Below are 373 nucleotides of genomic sequence, written 5' to 3'. Positions count from 1 at the left end.
ACGGAACTGATCACCATTCACCGACGCAATGGCTCGTCTAAGGAAGTGCCATGCTTCTCCCCGGTTCAGGGCACGTTGCACATACTGCCGCAAACTGGCATCGTCGATGTAGTCAAGTAAATATTGCGCTTTAACCAGTCGATTATACTCCGTCAGAGCCTGTAATATTGGGTGTCCAGAAGGGTAACCAGACAACTTTCTTACCAGCATTGCTTGTGTCGTCCGCTTTGTCTGAAGTGACAGAACAATACGCCTGATATCTTGCCATCCCGTTGTAATAACATTCGTTCTGATAGGCTTCTTTAGCGCCAGTATGGTGCTGCCTTGTTCACTTTCAGTCACATCAAACAGATCATTGATGACACTACTGAAC

The 373-nt window shown here is 46.9% G+C and carries 1 protein-coding gene; it reads right to left on the bottom strand.

The window, feature by feature from the left end; translation table 11 throughout:
• A partial coding sequence (locus ACX5KA_RS13125; RefSeq protein ID WP_458731360.1) for a Tn3 family transposase occupies positions 1–373 on the bottom strand: 373 nt, incomplete at both ends.

It is taken from the genome of Alteromonas alvinellae (genome assembly GCF_902705805.1).
Note: the sequence above shows the minus strand (reverse complement) of the source record. Positions and strands in the feature narration are given on the sequence as shown.